This window comes from Methylobacterium sp. J-048 (genome assembly GCF_022829515.1).
GTDB lineage: Bacteria > Pseudomonadota > Alphaproteobacteria > Rhizobiales > Beijerinckiaceae > Methylobacterium.
Genome location: NZ_JAKSYL010000105.1, coordinates 1 through 15,659, shown reverse-complemented (window position 1 = coordinate 15,659; position 15,659 = coordinate 1). Strand labels below are relative to the sequence as shown.

17 protein-coding genes are annotated in these 15,659 nt (G+C 68.9%); 6 read left to right on the top strand and 11 right to left on the bottom strand.

Annotated elements, in window-relative coordinates:
- Position 1: 1 nt before the first annotated feature.
- The 5 genes from nusA to MKL09_RS07970 form a co-directional block, all read right to left on the bottom strand.
- Positions 2 to 1,636, bottom strand: a complete 1,635-nt coding sequence (gene nusA, locus MKL09_RS07990) for a transcription termination factor NusA (RefSeq protein WP_244019377.1) — start codon at positions 1,634 to 1,636, stop codon at positions 2 to 4.
- A 76-nt stretch (positions 1,637 to 1,712) separates the two neighbouring features.
- A complete protein-coding gene (gene rimP / locus MKL09_RS07985; RefSeq protein ID WP_244019376.1) occupies positions 1,713 to 2,498 on the bottom strand; it encodes a ribosome maturation factor RimP in 786 nt (261 codons plus the stop codon).
- A 347-nt stretch (positions 2,499 to 2,845) separates the two neighbouring features.
- Entirely contained in the window at positions 2,846 to 3,145 is a 300-nt protein-coding gene (locus MKL09_RS07980) for a type II toxin-antitoxin system YafQ family toxin (RefSeq protein ID WP_313901173.1), read from the bottom strand.
- A gap of 67 nt (positions 3,146 to 3,212) precedes the next feature.
- Entirely contained in the window at positions 3,213 to 3,506 is a 294-nt protein-coding gene (locus MKL09_RS07975; RefSeq protein ID WP_244019374.1) for a type II toxin-antitoxin system RelB/DinJ family antitoxin, read from the bottom strand.
- Positions 3,507 to 3,590: 84 nt separating this feature from the next.
- Complete coding sequence (locus MKL09_RS07970; RefSeq protein ID WP_244019373.1) at positions 3,591 to 4,601, bottom strand: aldo/keto reductase; 1,011 nt, start codon at positions 4,599 to 4,601, stop codon at positions 3,591 to 3,593.
- A 196-nt stretch (positions 4,602 to 4,797) separates the two neighbouring features.
- On the opposite strand from MKL09_RS07970, the gene MKL09_RS07965 reads away from it, so the two are divergent.
- The 3 genes from MKL09_RS07965 to MKL09_RS07955 all read left to right on the top strand — a co-directional run bounded on the left by MKL09_RS07965 (position 4,798) and on the right by MKL09_RS07955 (position 6,690).
- On the top strand, positions 4,798 to 5,742 hold the full coding sequence (locus MKL09_RS07965) for a sulfite oxidase heme-binding subunit YedZ (RefSeq protein ID WP_244019372.1): 945 nt from the start codon (positions 4,798 to 4,800) through the stop codon (positions 5,740 to 5,742).
- A 52-nt stretch (positions 5,743 to 5,794) separates the two neighbouring features.
- Positions 5,795 to 6,184, top strand: a complete 390-nt coding sequence (locus tag MKL09_RS07960) for a hypothetical protein (RefSeq protein WP_244019370.1) — start codon at positions 5,795 to 5,797, stop codon at positions 6,182 to 6,184.
- Between the two features lie 140 nt (positions 6,185 to 6,324).
- Positions 6,325 to 6,690, top strand: a complete 366-nt coding sequence (locus MKL09_RS07955) for a hypothetical protein (protein WP_244019369.1) — start codon at positions 6,325 to 6,327, stop codon at positions 6,688 to 6,690.
- An 11-nt stretch (positions 6,691 to 6,701) separates the two neighbouring features.
- Here the strand turns inward: MKL09_RS07955 and MKL09_RS07950 are convergent, their stop codons facing one another.
- Positions 6,702 to 6,878, bottom strand: coding sequence for a hypothetical protein (locus tag MKL09_RS07950; RefSeq protein ID WP_007569379.1), 177 nt, complete (start codon positions 6,876 to 6,878; stop codon positions 6,702 to 6,704).
- Positions 6,879 to 7,024: 146 nt separating this feature from the next.
- Positions 7,025 to 7,423 (bottom strand): DUF4174 domain-containing protein, encoded by a 399-nt coding sequence (locus tag MKL09_RS07945; protein ID WP_244019368.1) that lies wholly within the window; start codon positions 7,421 to 7,423, stop codon positions 7,025 to 7,027.
- 108 nt (positions 7,424 to 7,531) lie between these two features.
- Here MKL09_RS07945 and MKL09_RS07940 point away from each other — a divergent pair, with 108 nt between their 5' ends.
- From MKL09_RS07940 to MKL09_RS07930, 3 genes are all read left to right on the top strand, one after another.
- Positions 7,532 to 8,548 (top strand): NADP-dependent oxidoreductase, encoded by a 1,017-nt coding sequence (locus MKL09_RS07940; protein WP_244019367.1) that lies wholly within the window; start codon positions 7,532 to 7,534, stop codon positions 8,546 to 8,548.
- Between the two features lie 168 nt (positions 8,549 to 8,716).
- Positions 8,717 to 9,292: a single-stranded DNA-binding protein gene (gene ssb, locus MKL09_RS07935; RefSeq protein WP_244019366.1), complete on the top strand. Its 576-nt coding sequence runs from the start codon at positions 8,717 to 8,719 to the stop codon at positions 9,290 to 9,292.
- Positions 9,293 to 9,771: 479 nt separating this feature from the next.
- A complete protein-coding gene (locus tag MKL09_RS07930) occupies positions 9,772 to 11,685 on the top strand; it encodes a M23 family metallopeptidase (protein ID WP_244019365.1) in 1,914 nt (637 codons plus the stop codon).
- Between the two features lie 70 nt (positions 11,686 to 11,755).
- On the opposite strand, the gene MKL09_RS07925 is transcribed toward MKL09_RS07930, so the two are convergent.
- The 4 genes from MKL09_RS07925 to MKL09_RS07910 all read right to left on the bottom strand — a co-directional run.
- Positions 11,756 to 12,634 carry an SDR family oxidoreductase gene (locus MKL09_RS07925; protein WP_244019364.1) on the bottom strand — a complete coding sequence of 293 codons (879 nt, stop codon included), beginning with the start codon at positions 12,632 to 12,634 and terminating at the stop codon, positions 11,756 to 11,758.
- Positions 12,635 to 12,889: 255 nt separating this feature from the next.
- A complete protein-coding gene (gene xth / locus MKL09_RS07920) occupies positions 12,890 to 13,699 on the bottom strand; it encodes an exodeoxyribonuclease III (protein ID WP_244019363.1) in 810 nt (269 codons plus the stop codon).
- A 340-nt stretch (positions 13,700 to 14,039) separates the two neighbouring features.
- A complete protein-coding gene (locus MKL09_RS07915; protein WP_244019361.1) occupies positions 14,040 to 14,969 on the bottom strand; it encodes an outer-membrane lipoprotein carrier protein LolA in 930 nt (309 codons plus the stop codon).
- 146 nt (positions 14,970 to 15,115) lie between these two features.
- A partial coding sequence (locus MKL09_RS07910) for a DNA translocase FtsK (RefSeq protein WP_279605740.1) occupies positions 15,116 to 15,659 on the bottom strand: 544 nt, incomplete at its 5' end.

Sequence of the window (15,659 nt, the reverse complement as noted above, 5' to 3'; positions counted from 1 at the left end):
CTCAGGCCTCGGCCGGGGTGGTGGCGGCCTCGGGCGACTCTTCGCCCTCGGCGGCGTCCGCGCCGTCCTCGGCCTCCGGCTCGGGCAAAGCCTCGATCCAGCCGGCCTTGAGGCGGGCGGCCATGATCAGGCCCTCGGCCTCGGTGCGGGACAGCTCGAAGCCGTCGAGATAGCCCGCGTGGCGCACGGCGTCGGGGCCGCGGCCCTCGGTGTAGCCGACGAGGTCGTCCGTGGCGCAGCCGGCCAGATCCTCGATGGACTTCACGTCGTTCTCGCCGAGCGCGACCATCATGGGCGTGGTGATGCCCTCGATCTCGCGCAGCTCGTCGGCGACGCCGAGCTCGGTGCGGCGGGCGTCGTGCTCCTGCTCGATCCGGGCGAGGTGATCCTGGGCGCGGGCCTGGATCTCGGCGCCGGTCTCCTCGTCGAGACCCTGGATGCCGGACAGCTCCTGGATGTCGACGTAGGCGATCTCCTCGACATTGCGAAACCCTTCGGCCGCCAGCAGCTGGCCGACGGTCTCGTCGACGTCGAGCGCCTCCATGAACACCTGGGTCCGCTCGGCGAACTCCTTCTGGCGCCGCTCGGATTCCTCGGCCTCGGTCAGGATGTCGATGTCCCAGCCGGTGAGCTGCGAGGCGAGCCGCACGTTCTGGCCGCGGCGGCCGATGGCCAGCGACAGCTGGTCGTCCGGCACCACCACCTCGATGCGGTCGGCCTCCTCGTCGAGCACGACCTTCACCACCTCGGCCGGCTGGAGCGCGTTGACGATGAAGGTCGCCTCGTCCTCTGACCACGGGATGATGTCGATTTTTTCTCCCTGCAGCTCACCCACGACAGCCTGCACCCGGGATCCGCGCATGCCCACGCACGCACCGACCGGATCGATGCTGCCGTCGCGGGAGATCACGGCGATCTTGGCGCGGGAGCCCGGATCGCGGGCCACGGCCTTCACCTCGACGATGCCGTCGTAGATCTCGGGCACTTCCTGGCCGAACAGCTTGGCCATGAACTGCGGGTGCGAGCGCGACAGGAAGATCTGCGGGCCGCGCACTTCCGAGCGCACGTCGAACAGGTAGGAGCGGATCCGGTCGCCCGGCCGGAAGGTCTCGCGCGGGATCATCTCGTCCCGGCGGACGATGCCCTCGCCCCGGCCCAGGTCGACGATGACGTTGCCGTACTCGACCCGCTTGACGATGCCGTTGAGGATCTCGCCGATGCGGTCCTTGTACTCGTCGAACTGGCGGGCGCGCTCGGCGTCGCGGACCTTCTGGACGATGACCTGCTTGGCCGATTGCGCGGCGACCCGGCCGAAATCGAACGGCGGCAGGGTGTCGGAGATCACGTCGCCGACGAGCGCGCCCGGGTTGTAGCGGCGGGCCTGGTCGAGGGTGATCTCGCGGGCGTCGTTCTCGACCTGATCGACCACCAGGAGGTGGCGCGACAGGCGCAGAGCCCCGGTCTTGTTGTCGATCTCGGCGTGAACGTCGGTCTCCGCGCCGTAGCGGGAGCGCGCCGCCTTGGCGATCGCCTCCTCCATCGCGTCGATCACGATGGAGCGGTCGATCACCTTCTCGCGGGCGACCGCGTCGGCGATCTGGAGGAGTTCGAGCCTGTTGGCGCTGACGACGGCCATCGGTGTCGGTCCTTCTCTTCCGTCAAGTCTTCGTGCCGGGCGCCCAGGGGCGGCCGAGCCCGAATCTCAAGTCACTTCAATGCAGGTCGTCGCGGCCTTTGAGCCGGGACGCCTTGGACACGACCGGCTGCTTGGGACCGGTGCGCGGCGGCTTCTTCTCTTTCGGGGCCTTCGGGTCGGCCTTTGCGCCAACCTTGGCGGCCTTGCCCTTCGGACCCTGCAGCTTCGGCGCGGGGCGGGTGGGCGCCGCCGGCGCGTCGTCCTCGGCCTCGTCGTCCAGCGCGTCCGTATCGTCGGCCGGCGGGCCGCCGCGGCGCAGGGACTCGCGGATCAACTCGTCGGTGAGGACGAGATGCGCCTCGGCGAGGTCCTTGAGCGGAATGTCGACCCGGCTCGGCAGGCCTTCCTTCACGTCGGGCAGGTCGATCGGGACGGTGAGCTTCTCGGCATCCGGCGCGCCCAGGATGCCGCGAAACCGCTTGCGGCCGTCGAGCGGCGGGCTCAGCTCGACCTTGGCCTCGTAGCCGACCCAGCGGGCGAAATCCGAGACCCGCACCAGCGGCCGGTCGATCCCCGGCGAGGAGATCTCCAGGTTGTAGGCGGTGCCCACCGGATCGTCGACATCGAGCACCGGCGAGATCGCCCGGCTCACCGCCTCGCAATCGTCGATCGAGAATGTGCCGTCCGGCCGCTCCGCCATGATCTGGACGGTGCAGCCGTTGATGTTGGTGACCTTCACCCGGACCAGCCGGAAGCCGAGGCCCTGGACCGGCCCCTCGATCACCTGCACCACGCGCGCGGCGATGCCGGTCTCACGGACCAGGCGCTTCTCGGACAGATCCGCTTCGATCTCGGACGACATGAATATCAGCGCGCAACCCTTGCGGCGTCCTGGGTGGCACGTCCCAGCGTGCGGCCTCGCGCGTCCAAACCCGACGCGGCGAAAAAAAAGAGCGGACCCGGTGGGGCCCACTCCCGAACCGCAGCCTCTCGACTGCCATCAGAACTGTTGAACGGATAGATAGCCGCGGTCGGTCGTGAGCGCAAGGTGGATCGGTGCGTGTGGCGGCGGCTCTTGAGCGCCGCTGCCTCGGCGGCCTTCGCAAGATCGCCGTTTCGCGTGCGAGCCGGAGCACCACAGGCGTGGAAGCACTGTCCCGGCACTGGTCGGGCAGTCCCCATGCCTCGTTGAACCCGTGGCAGCGCCGCTTAAAGGCCGAGTTCGCTGTGCGAACCGATGCGGACCAAGTGCAGTTTCGGTCGCTCTGCCTGCTGGTGCGGTTTTGCCGTTGACGGCACGGATTTCCGATAGATCAAGACCAGATCAGGTTTGATATGGCAGTCGCGATGGTCCTTCCAATTGCCTCCGAGCGGATGGTCGACCATGTGGGCAGGAAGGGGACGATCGGCGGCGAGCAGGTTGACGGCCTGCAGCAAATCCGCCTGCACCGTCGCGCGATATCGACCCTTCCGCTCGCGCTTCATGTCCTTCTTGAATTGGCCTGTGATGACGACATCGCGCTGCGTAGCCCGGGCAGTTGCCGGCGCGGATGGGGTCGTTGCCGACGGCTTATCGTCAGTCGGCGTCAAGGGCGGCGAGGAGGTTCGACGGATCGCCGACGTGGATCACATCACCAGCAAGGTCCGCGCGCAAAGCCGCGATGGTCTCATCATTCGGGACGAGTGGATCGAAGGGAAGCCGCCCCTCGGCGACAACCCGTTCAAGCATCATGCGGAACGCGTCGGACAACGAAAGGCCGACCGCGCCGAGAACAGCCTCGGCCTCAAGCTTGACCTCCGGATCAACCTGCGCCCGGACCGACTTGGTCCTCGACACAAGTCTGACCTTCTCCTTCACGTCAGCGGCCATCGTCGCCCATCCTGTTGCCAATCCGGATTGTAACACGGTGCAGACGGCCCTCAATATACGGACGGGCGCAGGATTTGGCCGACATCAAACGCCCCGCGGCACACGCCCCTCCAGCGGATAGGCCGGATCGTTGTAGCCCGGCGTGGTCGGATGCCCGGCGGCCACGAAGCCGTCCACCAGGGCCTCGTCCTCCGGGGTGAAGGCGTAGTCGAGGGCGCCGAGATATTCCTGCCACTGCGCCTCGGTGCGCGGCCCGGCGATGACGCCGGTGATCAGGCGGTTGTTCAGCACCCAGGCGGTGGCGAACTGCCCGGCCGTGATGCCGCGCGCCTCGGCATGCTCCTTCAACGTGCGGGCGATGCGCAGGGATTCCGGGCGCCACTCGGTCTGCATCATCCGGGTGTCCTGCCGGCCGGCGCGGGATTCGGCGGGCGGCGGGGCGTCCGGGTCGTACTTGCCGGTCAGCACGCCTCGGGCGAGGGGCGAGTACGGGACGACGCCGAGCCCGTAATGGGCGCAGGCCGGCAGGTGCTCGGTCTCGGGCATGCGGTTGAAGGCGTTGTAATAGGGCTGGCTCACCACCGGCCGGTCGATGCCGATCTCGTCGCACAGCCGGCAGATCTCGGCGACCCGCCAGGACCGGTGGTTCGAGACGCCGAAATGCCGGATCTTGCCGGCCCGCACGAGGTCGGCCATCGCCCGCACGGTCTCGGCCAACGGCGTGTCGTGGTCCTCCTTATGGAGGTAGTAGATGTCGATGAATTCCGTGCCGAGCCGGCGCAGGCTGTCCTCGGCGGCCTTCAGCACATGGACGCGCGAGAGGCCGCGGTCGTTGACGCCCTGGCCGGTCGGGTTGGCGACCTTGGTGGCCAGGATCCAGGCGGCGCGGTCGCCCTGGATCGCCCGGCCGGTGATCTCCTCCGAGCGGCCTTCGGTGTAGACGTTGGCCGTGTCGATGAAGTTGATGCCCGCCTCCCGGGCGCTCCCGACGATGCGGCCGGCGGTCGCCTCGTCGGTCGGCCCGCCGAACATCATCGTGCCGAGGCAGATCGGCGAGACCTTGAGGCCGGAGCGGCCGAGATTGCGGTACTGCATGGGATCCATCCGGTGTCCGTCCGTCGGCTATCTCGGCACCGGGGCGGCGAGGTCAACCATTCAGGCGTAACCCCGAGCTATCCGCGGCGAACCGACCCGCGCGGGGAGCGATCCGCAGAAGCGCCCATTTCGCCTCCCAATATCCTCGGCCACGTGGCGCCCCGCTTCCCATGTCAGAAGGCCAAGTCCGAAAACAATGATCGACCGTCTGGCCGTTCCCCTCGGCATCCCCCTTCCCTGGCTCGACCGGGCCGGGCGCCTCTCATGGCTGAAGCTCGCGATGTTCCTGGGCTGCATCGCGCCAGCCCTGTACCTCGCGGCCGCGTTCCGGCTCGACGCGCTCGGCGCCAAGCCGATCACCGCGCTGATCCACGCCACCGGCGAATGGGCGGTGCGCTTCCTGCTGTTCTCGCTGGCGATCTCGCCCCTGCGCCGGATCGCCGACTGGGGGAAGGTGCTGGTGGTCCGGCGCATGCTCGGCATCACCGTGATGGCCTACGCGGTGGCCCATCTCGCGCTCTACGCGGTCGACCAGAACCTGGTCCTGACCAAGGTCGTCACCGAGATCGCCCTGCGGCTCTACCTGACCATCGGCTTCGTGGCGCTGATCGGGCTGATCGCCCTGGGGCTGACCTCAACGGATGCGGCGATCCGCAACCTGGGGCCGAACTGGCACCGGCTGCACCGGCTCGTCTACACGATCGCGGTGCTGGCTTTGGTCCACTACGTCCTGCAGTCGAAGATCGACGTCAGCGACCCGGTCTTCTCGGCCGGGCTGTTCCTGCTGCTGATGGGCTGGCGGGCGATGCGGCGGTTCAAGCTGCCGGAGCGGCCGTGGTCGCTGCTGCTGCTCGCGATCCTCGGCGGCCTCGCCACGGCGGGACTCGAGGCGGCCTGGTACGGGCTCGCCAGCGGCGTTCCGGCCAGCCTCGTTCTGGCGGCCAATCTCGACTTCTCCGGCCCGATCCGCCCCGCCTGGTGGGTCCTGGCGACCGGGCTGCTGATGCCCGCCATCGCGCTCGTGCGGGGCGCACGCGCGCCGGGCCGGACCGCCAAGTTGGGATCCGGCCGGGACCGCGTGCCCGCGCCGCGCGGGACGGACACCCGAGCCGCAGCCTCACCCTTGTCGCCGTCCGCCTGATGCCGCAGAACCCGCGGCCGGCGGTTCTGGCCGCAGCGGAGTGACACGGGCTATGCGCGGCAAGCTTCTCCTCATCGCGGGCATGCTCGCGCCGACCCTCGCTCTAGCAGCGCCCAAGACGGCACCAGATAAGACGGCACCGGACAAAGGCACGCCGCCGCCGGCCACCGCCCCGCTGGCGACGGCGTGCAAGGCGCCCGAGCCGCCGCCGGCCTCGGCGCGGCCGGTCAAGCCGGCCCTGCCCGAGAAGCCGGCCTGCCTCGACGCCAAGGGCGGCTGCCCCGGCTGGGAGGCCTACAGCTTCAACGACGCGGTCAAGGCCTACAACCTGCAAGCGCAGGCGTTCCGGCCGATCGCCGAGGCCTATGTGCAGAAGCTCAACGCCTACGTGAAGGCGAGCGGGGAATACGCCCAGTGCGAGATCAACGCGATGCAGAACTGAAGCCCGCTGTGGCAGAGCGGTAACCGGACAGCCGGCTGAACGGCGGGCAACCGGGGACGCGGCAGGGGTTCAGCCGGCGCGGCGCAGTCTCCGGCATCGAGGCCGCGATCCCCGCCGCCCGTTCCTGCCGAGGCCGACCAGTGCCCCTCCGTCATGTCATCGGGCGCGCCGGATTCTGCGCCCTGCTGTTCGCCGCCGGCCCAGCGCTGGCGGCCGATTTCGACGGCCCGCCGCCGCCACATGGGTATGGCGGCCCGGTGGACGGCTACGAGCGCGAGCGGCGGCCGCCACCCCCGCCTCCGCCACCGGAGCCGGAATTCCGCAGGCCGCGCTTATCGGCGGCGCCCCCCGAGGCGTGCCGGGAATTCGTCCGGCGCCGGTTCGATCCGGACAGGGCGCCGGTTTTGCGCCGGGTGCGGGTCTGCGACGAGCCGGCCTTCGAGCGCGGACCGCCGCCGCCGCCGGAGGATGACCCGCCCCGTCGCTGGGGCGGACCCCGCTGGTAGGACGGCCCGAATCAGATCCGGGCCGGGGCCTTCTTGAGGGCGGCCGCGAAGGCCTTGAGCTGGCGGTTCAGATCCGCCAGCTCGTTCAGCGCGATGGTCTTGTGGCCGTCGCGGACCGCGCGCTCGATATCCTCGACCTGGAGGCTGACGACGCGGCGGATGGCGGTGGCGACTTGTTCTCGGGTCATCGATGCGAGCGTCTCGTTCGCGCGTCCTGGCGGGCCTCAACGGACGGCCGAAACATGACCGCCGACACCGTTCGGTGATAGGCTGGTAGGCTTAACCGTTGGTGTCCGCAGGCCCCGCCATCCCCGGAAACCGGGCGCGCCGGAACCTAGCGACGCCCCTGGATCTCGCCGCGCCGCATCGGCATCGCGTCGATCGTTGCGAACAGTGTTTGGGGCGGGATCGGCGCTGCGGCTTTGAGCTTGGCGCCGCCATCCTTGCCGACCAGCACCGCCCGGAATTCGCCCGCCGGCAGGGACAGGTGCGTGCGCAAGCGCCGGGCCTCGGCCCCGTCCCCGATCGCCTCCAGCACCACGAGGTCGCGCTCGGCGGCGGCGCCCCGCATCGGACCCAGGGCCGCGCGCTGCGCCCGCAGATCCGGATCGGCCGAATCGGGAGCCGACAGCACCAGCACCCGGGAGCGCCAGCGATAGGCGTCGAGCGATCCGGCCATCGCGGCTCCTGCCGTCAGGGCAGCCAAGCCGAAGCCGATCAGGGTGGTGCGCATCGAGCCTCCTCGCCTACCGATCCCGGTCAACGCACGGAGCGCCCCATTGGCCGCCGCCGCTTGGCGCCCCAGATCGGGGGTCGCAGGCAGAGCATCCGGGAGCCTTTCATGAACGCCGTGAACCGCCGCATCGTCCTGGCGTCGCGCCCGCACGGGGAGCCGAAACCCGAAAACTTCCGCCTGGAAGAAGTGCCGGTGCCGGAGATCGGGCCGGGCGAGATCCTGCTGCGCACCCGCTGGTTGTCGCTCGACCCGTATATGCGCGGCCGGATAAGCGACGCGAAATCCTACGCGACCCCGGTCCAGATCGGCGAGCCGATCACCGCCGAGGTGGTCGGCGAGGTCGTCGCGTCGAAGAATTCGGACATCCCGGTCGGGGAGCTTCGCACGGCCTTCGCGGGCTGGCAGGAATACTTCGCCACCGACGGCAAGGGCACCCGCCGGGTCGATCCGGACGCCGCCCCGCCCTCGACGGCGGTGGGCGTGCTCGGGATGCCCGGCATGACCGCCTATACCGGCCTGCTCAATATCGGCCGGCCGAAGCCCGGGGAGACCGTGGTGGTGGCCGCCGCCGCCGGGCCGGTGGGGTCGCTGGTCGGACAGATCGCCAAGCTGAAGGGCGCCCGGGCGGTGGGGATCGCGGGCGGGCCGGACAAGTGCCGCTACCTCACGGAGGAACTCGGCTTCGATGCCGCCGTGGACCATCGCGGGACCGACCTGCCGGGGGCGCTGGCCGAAGCCTGCCCCAAGGGCATCGACGTGTATTTCGAGAATGTCGGCGGCGCGGTGTTTTCGGCCGTGCTGCCGCTGCTGAACCCGTTCGCCCGGATCCCGGTCTGCGGCCTGGTCTCGGCCTACAACGCCACCGAGGCGCCCCCCGGCCCCGACCGGCTGCCCGGCCTGATGCGCTCGGTGCTCACGAACCGCCTGCACATCCAGGGCTTCATCGTCTGGGATTTCGCCGACCAGGCCGAGACCTTTCGGAGCGAGGTCGGGGCGTGGATCCGGGCGGGCAAGGTCCGCTACCGGGAGGACGTGGTCGAGGGGCTGGAGAACGCGCCCGACGCGTTCATCGGCCTGCTGAAAGGTGGGAATTTCGGCAAGCTGGTTGTGCATATCCCGTAAGCCGATCTTGCCGACCAGATAGAACAGAGATAGAACACGCATGTTTGGCGCGTTGCGGATAGCGGGCACAAGCCCTCACCGCAGGTTGCCGCCCCGACGGCCCGGGCGCATGAGTCCCCGGCCGCCGGGCCCCAGGCCCAGTGAGATCCGTACGGTAAGGAGAGAGCGATGGCGGGCAGCGTCAACAAGGTGATTCTGGTGGGCAATCTCGGGCGCGACCCGGAGATGCGCCGCCTCGGCTCGGGCGACCCGGTCTGCAACCTGCGGCTGGCGACCTCCGAGTCCTGGAAGGACAAGGCCTCCGGCGAGCGCAAGGAGAAGACCGAGTGGCACTCGGTCGTGATCTACAACGACAACCTTGCCCGGGTGGCCGAGCAGTACCTGCGCAAGGGCTCGAAGGTCTATATCGAGGGCCAGCTCCAGACCCGGAAGTGGACCGACAATTCCGGCGTCGAGAAGTACACCACCGAAGTGGTGCTCCAGCGCTTCCGCGGCGAGATGACGATCCTCGACGGCCGCGGCGGTGGCGGCGGCGACTTCGCCGGCGAGGACGAGGGTGGCGGCCAGATCAGCCGCGGCGGCGACTCGGGCGGTGGCCGGGGCGGCGACCGCGGCGGTGATTTCGGCGGCGGCCGCGCCCAGGGCGGCGGCGGTGGCGGCCGTCCGGCCCCGGCTTCGTCCGGTGGCGGCGGCGGCGGCGGTGCCCGCGGCAGCTACGACCTGGACGACGATATCCCGTTCTAGTCCCGCAGGACCGAGCCCGGATCCCGGGGCGGCAAAAGCATCTCGCCACGACGATGATTGTTCAGGACCAAGGCCCCGGCCTTGGTCCTTTTTCGTTTCATGCAGATTCCAGAGTACATGAAAGGATCAGTCCTACACCGTAAGTTCAGCACTATTCATGATCATTTATTTATAGATATCATTTTTTACTAATGACACAACTCAGATAATCTGTCCGAGTCTTACGTCAAATTGGCTTGAGTTTTCCAGCTTGATTTTGTTATCATGCCCATCAAGCATAAATCTCGTGTTTAATTCTAGCCAACTCTGATAAAATCAATACAGATCGATTTTATAATGACATTTTACCGAATAGAATTGTGACATGGAAATTCCGCGATAGATTCTGGGTTCGCACCAAGCGACTCAAGATCAGGAAACTCGCCACGCTCGCCGACGAGCGCGGGGCCCATGCGCCCCTGCATTATCTCGGGGTGCGTATGGCCCCGATCGATCGGCGCGCCGTCAACCTGCGCTGGCTCTGTGCCAACACCCTCACGGGCCTGATCGGCGCCGGCCTGCTCGCCGCCGCTCTCCATGTCTCCCTGCAGGAGGACGGATTCGTTCCGATCCGTCCGGAGATCGGGGGCGCCCGAGCGCGGTCGGGCGAGACCGGCTCGAACAATGCGCGCAAGGGCGACCGTCTGGTGCGTACCCTGATGATCGCCTCGGCCAAGCAGAGCTTTCGCGCGCCGGTGACCGTCCGGCTGGGCGATCACGAGATCATCAAGGCCAAGGCCTTCGTGCGAAGCACCACGCCGCTGTCGATGACGACGGGCGTCTATGCCGGCGAGCCGCCCCGGTTCGACCCGATGAAGTTCGTTTCCGACGAACCCCTGGAGCGCGTCCCCGACGCGGCGGCCGACGCGCCCGGGGCCGAGGTGACGGTGATCAAGCGCGATCTCGGGGACGCCGCCATAGGCCCGAGCGCGCCAGCGCTCACCGACGACGACGTGACCGCCCAGGTCGAGGAGGAGCGCCGGATCACCGCCGAGGCCGGGCGCCGGGCCGCCATCCCGGTCGCGCCGCAGATCCTGCTGTCCCGGACCCTTCAACAGGGCGCGACGGCAGGATCTGCGAGCAAGGACGCGAACCCGTTCAAGGCGATCGAGGTTCTGGTCGTCCCCGAGAACGTCACCAAGGTCGCCAAGGTCGAGCTGAAGCCGAACGAGCCGCCGCTCGTCGAGGAACACAAGCTCGCGCTCAGACGGAGCGAGTCCCTGGAGGCCGCCCTGAAGACCGCCGGCTTGGCGGGCGACGAGCAGATCCGCGGCATCGTCGCGGCTCTGGGTGGCAAGGCTCGCATGGCCGCCCTCGCGGAAGGCCAGCACATACAGGTTCAGATCGCTCCCGGGCCCTATCCCGGCGACCTCCGACAGGTCACCCGGGTCATCCTGTACGGCGAGAGCGGCATCGAGGGCATCGCGGCGCTCAACGACCGCGGCGCTTTCGTCTCGGTGGCCCCACCGGCCGAGGAGGCCCCCGCCCCCAAGCCGCAACCTCAGGCCGAGGCGGGCGAGGACGAGGAGGATTCGGGATCCGGTCCCCGCCTCTACCAGAGCCTCTACGAGACCGCGGCACGCTACGACCTGCCCCGCGCCACCGTCGAGGATATCGTGCGGGTGTTCAGCTACGATCTCGATTTCCAGCGCCGGATCGCCAGCGGCGACGGCCTCGACGTGTTCTACACCTACGACGACGAGGCCGGCGCCGACCGCCCGGACCTGCTCTACGCGGCGCTGACCCTCGGCGGCGAGACCCACAAGGTCTATCGCTTCCAGTCCCCGGACGACGGCACGATCGATTATCTCGACGACCAGGGACGCTCCCTCAAGAAATTCCTGCTGCGCAAGCCCGTGGCCACCGCGGTCTTGAGTTCCAGCTTCGGCTATCGGCGCCACCCGATCCTCGGCTACGCCAAGCTGCATACCGGCGTCGACTGGGCGAGCCCTGTCGGCACGCCGGTCCTGGCCGCGGGCAATGGCACCGTGGCCCGGGTGAAGACCTCATCGAGCTACGGCAACCACGTCGAGATCCAGCACGTGAACGGCTACATCACGGCCTACAATCACATGTCGCGGATCGGAGCCGGTGTGCGGGAAGGCGTCCGGCTCCGGCAGGGGCAGGTGGTCGGCTATGTCGGCTCCACCGGCCTCTCCACCGGGGCACACCTCCATTACGAGGTGATCATCAACGGTCACTTCGTCGACCCGATGAAGATCCGCCTCCCCCGCGGCCGCGAACTGGACGGCCGACTGCTCGCCGAGTTCAATCGCCAGCGCGAGCAGGCCGACGCGACCATGCAGAAGGCGAAGACCACGACGCTCCTCGCCCAAAGAGGCGCCGAGCGCTGAAGCCGCACGGGCTCGACGGCATCCCCGCACTGGTGGGCGCGGGGGGTCTGCGTGGCGTGAGGCGATGGCCTCACAGCATCGGCATGCCGCCGGTGACCGGCACCAGGGCGCCCGACATGAAGCTGCCCTCGCGCGAGGCGAGCAGCACGTAGGCTGGAGCCAGCTCGGCAGGCTGGCCGGCGCGGCCCAGCGGGGTCTGGGCACCGAGCTCCGCGATCTGCTCGGGGCTCTTCACGATCGGCTGGATCGGGGTCCAGACCGGGCCGGGGGCGACGCAATTCACCCGGATGCCCTTGGGGGCGAGCAGGTTCGACAGGCCGATGGTCAGGCTGGCGATGGCGCCCTTGGTGGCGGCGTAGATCAGCATGGTCGGGTCGGCGACCTTGGCCTGGACGCTGGTCGAGTTCACGATCGCGCCGCCCGGCTTCATGTGCGGCACGGCGGCCTGGGTGAGGTAGTACATCGCGAAGACGTTGGCCCGGAACGAGCCCTCGATATCGGCGGCCTTGAGGTCGTCGAGACCCGCGTTCACCACCTGGGCGGCGGCGTTGTTGACCAGGATGTCGAGTCGCCCGAACGCGGCCATGGTGCGGTCCACCAGCGCCCGGCACTGGGCCTCGTCGCGGATGTCGCCCGGCAGCAGCAGGCAGCGGCGGCCGGCCTTCTCGACCCAAGCCTTGGTATCCTCGGCGTCCGACTGCTCGACCTCCAGATAGGAGATCGCCACGTCGGCGCCCTCGCGGGCATAGGCGATGGCGACAGCCCGGCCGATGCCGGAATCGCCGCCGGTGATCAGAGCCGCCTGGCCGGTGAGCAGGCCCTTGCCGACATAGCTCTCTTCGCCGTGGTCGGGCGGCGGCGTCATCCTGGAGATGAGGCCCGGCCGCTCCTGCTGCTGGTCGCCGGGGAACGGCGGCCGGGGACCGGCTTCGCGGGGATCGTCGGTCATCGGGGGCGCGTTCCTGCGGGCTGGGATCCAAGGATCACGGGCCGCGCCCAGCCGTCACAGACACGCCGCCGAGGATGAGGCGCGCCTCAGAACGCCCGGTCGCGGGCGGCGTGCGGACCGCCGTAGCGGCGGCGCAGGAAGGTGACGACCTTGGGCAACAGAAGGGCGATCAGGATCTTGCGCATCAGGCCAACTCGCATCGCGGGTTCGTGAACCGGCAATGCGCCGTGGTGATCGCGGTTCCGTGTGACCGGATCACAGCTCGAGCGTCAACGTCACAGGGGCGTGGTCGGAGGGCCGCTCCCAGCCGCGGGCGTCGCGCAGCACCTCCACCGAGCGGACCGTACCGGCGAGATCCGGCGACACCCAGGCATGGTCCAGGCGCCGACCCTTGTTGGCCGCCGACCAGTCGGGGGAGCGGTAGCTCCACCACGTGTAGATCTTCTCCGGCTCCGGAGTGAGGTGGCGGGCCGTGTCGATCCAGCCGGCCTCCCCGCGCAGGGTTTCCAGCGCCTCGGTCTCGACGGGGGTGTGGCTCACCACGTCGAGGAGCTGCTTGTGCGACCAGACGTCGTGCTCCAGCGGCGCGACGTTGAGGTCGCCGACCAGGATTGCCGGGCCGGAGACGCGCTTGCCGCCCCAGGCCCGCAGCTCGCCCAGGAAGTCGAGCTTGTGGGCGAATTTCGGGTTGAGGTCGCGGTCAGGCACGTCGCCGCCGGCCGGGACGTAGAAATCGTGCAGCACGATCCCCGACGCCGCCCCCGCCTCCGGCCCGAGCACCGCCGAGATGTGCCGGGCATCCTGCTTCTCGCAAAAACCCATCACGCCGCGGGTGTGCAGGGGGAAGCGCGACAGGATCGCGACGCCGTTATAGCCCTTCTGACCGGCGAACATGACGTGCTCGTAGCCGGAACCGCGCAGGGCTTTGAGCGGAAACGCGTCGTCCGGACACTTGGTCTCCTGGAGGCAGAGCACGTCCGGCTTGTGCTCGGCGAGCAAGCGCAGGACCAGATCGATGCGCAGCCGCACCGAGTTGATGTTCCAGGTGGTGACGGACAGGCACACGGGCGGGTCTCGGGTTGGGGACGTAAGGGGCAGCAGAAAAATTGCTTTACGCAAGTTCCGGCTCACAAATTTCGCGTTTCTCAGGCTCGCTCTCGATCAGGGACCTTACGGTCGCAAAATAAACCGCTCTGTCATTCCGGGGCGCCGGAGGCGAGCCCGGAATCCAGAGCCGCCGACGGTGCAAAGGCTTGATCCACCTGCGGTTCTGGGTCCCGGGCTCCGCTGCGCGGCCCCGGGATGACACGGTGGATGTTTCAACGCATGTGCCACCCTCGACCCCTTGGGCGAATGAGATCTTCGTAAACCGTTGCTCAACGAAGCATCCCGCACCGACCAAAAATCAGTTCGGCTGCTGTGATTGCTGGATCTGCTGCTGCATCGCCTTGTCCTCGGCGCGCCCGTAATTGATGAAGAACAGGCTGGCGTCGACGGCCTTAGGCTTTTGCAAGTTCGAGAGCTGCACCGTGGTGACGTAGCCCTGCGGGTCGGTGATCCGCCACTGCGACAGGACCTTCATCTCGGCATCGAAGAACAGCTGGATCTTCGAGGTGCCGCCGAGCGTCGCCCGGTCCTCCAGGCTGATGCGCACGCCGCCCGGGTCGTTGGCGACGTCGGTGACCGAGAGGTCGCGGGCCAGGTCGATCTTCTCGCGCAGCAGGAATTTCAGCGGCGTCTGGGCGATGAAGTAGAGGTCCTGGGTGGCGAGCTTGCGGTCGCGCACTGCCACGGAGGTGCCGTCGGCCACGACCTCCAGCGGCGACGGCTGGTCGTAGTCGAAGCGCAGGCGGCCGGGCTTGGCGAGCGTCAGCTTGCCGCCGATCCGGCGCCCGTCCGCGCCGATCTGCATGAAGGTGCCGGTTAGGGTGTTCATGGCGTTGAAATACGCATTGGCCTGGGCCAGCAGCGTGGCGGCGTCCGCGGGCTCCGATGGGGCCAGCGCCGCGGGCGCGCCCACCGCGGCGACCTTGGGCTCGGTCGCCTTGTGGTCGGATTTATCGGGCCCCTTGCCTGGCTTGAGGCTGCCGGTCTTCGGCGCGTCCTTGACCGCATCCTTGGCGGCAGAGTCCTTGGCGGTGGGCTTGGCCGCCGGCTTCTTGGCCGTCGGCGCGGGCGCCGCCGGGGCGGCCTCCGGCTCCGGGGCAGGCTCGTCCTTGCGGCCGAACAGGCTGTCGATGAACGCGCCGACCTGCGCCTGCGCCGGGGCGGCGGGGGCGAGCCACAGCCCGGCGGCGATCAGGGAGCCGGCTGTGCGGGTGCGGCGGCCGATCATCGGCAAAACCTCCTGGGCGCCCGGGCGGGCGCTCCGGCAGAAACGGGATGGGCGGGGCTGAGCGTCGAGCGCTTTAGAGCCCCGCCCTGTGGCGAAGATGCGACGCGCCGGGCCGCGACCGATCGGATCGCGGCCCGGCAGCGGCCTCACTCGTCGTCGTACATCCCGCTCGAGGCGTGCGGCGCGCCGGCGACCAGGATGTCGCGCTTGCCGGCATGGTTGGCTGGGCCGACGATGCCCTCGATCTCCATCCGCTCCATGATCGAGGCGGCGCGGTTGTAGCCGATCTGCAGGCGGCGCTGGATGTAGCTGGTCGAGGCCTTCTGATCGCGCAGCACCACCTCGATCGCCTGCTTGTACAGGTCGTCCGACTCGCCGCCCGTCGCCGCCGCGAAGGCGCCGATGTCGAAAACCGGGGCCTCCTCGTCGGGCTCCTCGGAACGCTCAACTTTTTCCGCCTTGGCGCCGCGACCGGACTTGCCCTCCTTGGCCGGCTCCTCGGGGGTGTCGTCGGTGGTGACGGCGTCGAGATAGCTCGGGCGGCCCTGACGCTTCAGGTGGGCGACCACGCTCTCGACCTCGCTGTCCGAGCAGAACGGCCCGTGCACGCGCGTGGTACGCCCGCCGCCGGCCATGAACAGCATGTCGCCCTGACCGAGCAGCTGCTCCGCGCCCATCTCGCCGAGAATG